The organism is Ruegeria sp. BC5, assembly GCF_056539205.1.
In genome coordinates, this window is sequence record NZ_JBQFUN010000015.1 from 1 (window position 1) to 4447 (window position 4447).

Genomic DNA, 4447 nt, shown 5'->3' on the forward strand with positions numbered 1-4447 from the left:
GTATGCGTCCATTGGTGGGCATGTGCAGACGAGGTTTCGGTCGCCATATGCGTTGTCGACGCGGTTGACGGGGGACCAGTATTTGTCGACGCCCATGGAGCCCGGCGGGAAGCAGGCCTGTTCTCGGGTGTAGGGGCGATCCCAGTCGCCGACCAGATCGCGCACCGTGTGGGGGGCGTTTTTCAGCGGGTTGTTGTCCGCGTCGATCTTGCCGTCGATGATGTCCTGCGCTTCGGCCCGGATGGACAGCATGGCGTCGCAGAAGCGGTCGAGTTCCGCCATGGGTTCCGATTCCGTGGGCTCGACCATCAGGGTGCCGGCCACCGGCCAGGACATGGTGGGCGCGTGGAAGCCTGAATCGACCAGACGCTTGGCGATGTCGTCGACGCTGACATGGGCCGCCTCGTCCAAGGGACGGGTGTCGAGGATGCATTCATGCGCCACCCGGCCCGTTTCCGAAGTGTAGAGGATCGGATAGGCCTCGCTCAGACGCGCGGCGATGTAGTTGGCGTTCAGGATCGCTACTTTCGTGGCCTGGGTCAGACCCGCGCCACCCATCAGCAGCACATAGGCCCAGCTGACCGGCAGAATGGACGGCGAGCCGAAGGGCGCGGCCGAGACCGGGCCGATGGCACTGCCGTATTCCGGGTGGCCGGGCAGATGCTCTTCCAGATGCGCCTTGACGCCGATCGGACCCATGCCGGGGCCGCCGCCGCCATGCGGGATGCAGAAGGTCTTGTGCAGGTTCAGGTGGCTGACGTCGCCGCCAATGTCACCCGGACGCGACAGGCCGACCATGGCGTTCATGTTGGCACCGTCGATATAGACCTGACCGCCGTGATCATGGGTGATCTGGCAGACCTCCTGCACGGTGGTCTCGAACACGCCATGGGTGGAAGGATAGGTGATCATGCAGGCAGCCAGATGATCGCTGTGCTTTTCCGCCTTGGCGCGGAAATCGACGACATCGATGTTGCCGTTCTCATCCGCCTGCACCGGCACAACCTGATAGCCCACCATCTGCGCCGAGGCCGGGTTGGTGCCATGCGCCGAGGTCGGGATCAGGCAGACATTGCGGTGCGCCTCACCCCGCGATGCGTGATAGTTGCGGATGGTCAGCAGGCCCGCATATTCGCCCTGCGCGCCCGAGTTGGGCTGCTGGGAGATCGCGTCATAGCCGGTGATCTGGCACAGCTTGTCGTTCAGATCCGCAATCATCTCGTGATAGCCCTGCGCCTGATCTTCGGGGCAGAACGGGTGCAGGTTACCGAACTCGGGCCAGGTGACCGGGATCATCTCGATCGTGGCGTTCAGCTTCATGGTGCAGGACCCCAGCGGGATCATCGCCCGGTCCAGCGCCAGGTCGCGGTCGGCCAGACGGCGCATATAGCGCGTGATCTCGGCCTCGGCCCGGTTCTGGTGGAAGATCGGGTGAGTCAGATAGGCGCTTTCGCGCAGCGCGTAATCCGGCAGGCGGTAGGCCACGTTCGAGCTGTCATCCTTGCGGTCGATGCCGAAGGCGCCCCAGACGGCCTCGATGGTCTCGGGGCGGGTCTGTTCGTCCAGGCTGATGCCTACTTTGCTGTCGCCCACCTTGCGCAGGTTGACGCCACGGGCCACGGCGGCCTCCATCACGACGTTCTGCAGGTGGCCGACCTCAACCGTGATGGTGTCGAAGAACACTTCCGGTTCCACGGCAAAGCCCGCCTCTTCCAGACCGGCAGCCATGCGCGAGGTCTTGCGATGCACCGATTGCGCGATGGCCTTGATGCCGTCGGGGCCGTGGTACACGGCATACATCGAGGCGATGACCGCCAGCAGCGCCTGCGCTGTGCAGACGTTCGAGTTGGCTTTCTCGCGGCGAATGTGTTGCTCGCGGGTTTGCAGCGACAGGCGGTAGGCCTTGTTGCCGCGGCTGTCGATGCTGACACCGATGATCCGGCCGGGCATCGACCGCTTCAGCTTGTCGGTGGTCGCCATATAAGCGGCGTGCGGGCCACCATAGCCCATTGGCACGCCAAAGCGCTGGGTCGAGCCAATGGCGATATCCGCGCCCATCTCGCCCGGTGACTTCAGCAGCGCCAGCGACAGGATGTCGGCGGCGACGATGGCAATCGCCTTGTGTTCGTGCAGCGCCGCAATCTCGGCGGTGAAGTCGCGCACATGGCCATGCGTGCCGGGATACTGGAAGATCGCGCCAAAGACGGCACCTGCATCCAGCGCATCGGGGTCGCCGACCTGCACGTCGATGCCCAGCGGCTCAGCCCGGGTTTTGATCACCGCGATGGTCTGCGGGTGGCAGTTGCGGTCGACAAAGAAGGCCGCGTTGTTGGCCTTGGAGCGACCGCCGCGCTTGGCCATCGCCATCGCTTCGGCAGCGGCTGTGGCTTCGTCCAGCAGCGAGGCGTTGGCCACGTCCAGCCCGGTCAGATCGCTGACCATGGTTTGGAAGTTCAACAGCGCCTCAAGACGGCCCTGGCTGATCTCGGGCTGATACGGCGTATAGGCGGTGTACCAGGCCGGGTTTTCCAGGATGTTGCGCAGGATCGGTGCCGGCGTGGTGGTGCCGTAATAGCCCTGACCGATCAGCGAGGTCAGAACCTTGTTCTTGCTCGCCACCTCTTTCATGTGAAAGAGCGCATCGCGTTCCGTCATCGCCGGACCCCAGTCCAGCGGCTCTTTCTGCCGGATCGCAGGCGGCACCGTGGCGTCGATCAGCTGGTCCAGCGTCTTGAAGCCGATCACCTTGAGCATGTCGCGCATCTCGGTGGGCGACGGGCCGATGTGGCGGCGGTTGGCGAAGTCATAGGCTTCGTAATCGGTCAGTTTGAAGGCCATTGCAGCGCTCCTGTCGAAAAGGTCAGGTCCGGCGGAGACTGCGGGAGCCTCCGGCGGAGAGTGAGGGCCGTCCCGGAATCTGTCCGGTGGACAGATTCAGGCCCGAACGGGCGGAGCCCCAGAGACAGGGCTCCGACATAGATTTACCCGATGAAGGACTTGTAGCCGGCTTCGTCCATCAGATCCTCAAGCTGCGCGGCATCCGCGATCTTGATCTTGTAGATCCAGGCCTCGCCCTCGGGGTCTTCGTTCAGCGCGCCGGGGTTGTCGGCCAGCGCCTCGTTGACCTCGGTGATCTCGCCATCGACCGGCGCATAGAGCTCGGACGCCGCCTTGACGGATTCGATCACGCCGATCTCGCCGCCTTTTTCGAACTCGTCGCCCGCTTCCTGCTGCTCGACGAAGACCACTTCGCCCAGCTGCTCAGCCGCGTGTTTGGTGATGCCCAGAGTGGCCGTGTCCCCTTCGACGGTCAGCCATTCATGCTCTTCGGAATAATAGGTTGCCATGTCTCTCTCTCCTGACTTCAACGCTTGTAATTCTGTTTGACGAAGGGCAGCGCCACGATCTGCGCCGGTTGCGCCTTGCCCCGGATGATCAGATTGACCTTCTCGCCCGGCTCGCCATGACCCTTGCTCACATAGCCCATCGCAACGGGACCGCCGACCGTGGGGCCAAAGCTGCCCGAGGTGATCTGGCCGATGGTATTGCCCTCGGCACATTGGACTTCGACGCCCTGACGCGCGGGGGCGCGACCGTCGGGCTTGATGCCCACCAGCTTGCGCGCAGGACCCTCGGCCAGTTCCTTTTGTACGCGGTCCGCACCCGGAAAACCGCCCTCTTCCTTGCGGCGCTTTTGAATGGCCCAGCCAAGGGACGCCTCAATCGGCGAGGTCGTCTGGTCGATGTCATTGCCATAGAGGCACAGACCCGCCTCCAGCCGCAGGCTGTCGCGCGCGCCCAGACCGGCAGGTTCGCAATCCTCATGCGCCAGAAAGGCCTTGGTGACCTCGATTGCCTTATCCTCGGGGATCGAGATCTCATACCCGTCCTCGCCGGTATAGCCCAGCCGCGAGATGCGGCATTCGACACCGTTGATATCGGCGACGGTGGTTTCCATGAACTTCAGGTCCCGCGCCGCCGGGCACAGTTCGCCCACGACATCTTCGGCCTTGGGGCCCTGAACCGCCACCAGCGCGCGGTCGAAGATCTCGGTCACTTCAACGCCTTCAAGGTTCGCTTTCATATGCGGAATGTCCTGATGCCGCAGCGCCGCGTTCACCACCACAAAGAAATGATCCCCCGCATTCGACACGATCAGATCATCCATGATCCCGCCGTCTTCGTTCGTGAAGAACCCGTAGCGGGCTTTGCCTTCCTTCAGCGTCGCATAGGCCTGCGGGCAGATCGCCTCGAGCTTCGCGCCTACATCCTCACCGCGCAGGATCACCTGACCCATATGAGACACATCAAACACCGCCGCCTTCTCACGACACTGCTTATGCTCTCCCATGATCCCCAGCGGATACTGAACAGGCATCTCCCAACCCGCAAAATCAACCAGCTTGCCTCCCAACTCAACATGGAGATCGTAGAGAGGAGTGCGTTT

Annotated in this window: 3 protein-coding genes; all 3 read right to left on the reverse strand. The window is 63.2% G+C overall.

The window, feature by feature from the left end; translation table 11 throughout:
• On the reverse strand, window positions 1-2838 hold a 2838-nt coding region (gene gcvP / locus ACR0LY_RS19955), incomplete at its 3' end, for an aminomethyl-transferring glycine dehydrogenase (RefSeq protein WP_170352140.1).
• A gap of 143 nt (window positions 2839-2981) precedes the next feature.
• The gene (gcvH, locus tag ACR0LY_RS19960; protein ID WP_170352139.1) at window positions 2982-3347 is read right to left on the reverse strand and encodes a glycine cleavage system protein GcvH; all 366 of its coding nucleotides are present in this window, start codon (window positions 3345-3347) and stop codon (window positions 2982-2984) included.
• Between the two features lie 17 nt (window positions 3348-3364).
• A partial coding sequence (gene gcvT / locus ACR0LY_RS19965) for a glycine cleavage system aminomethyltransferase GcvT (RefSeq protein WP_170352138.1) occupies window positions 3365-4447 on the reverse strand: 1083 nt, incomplete at its 5' end.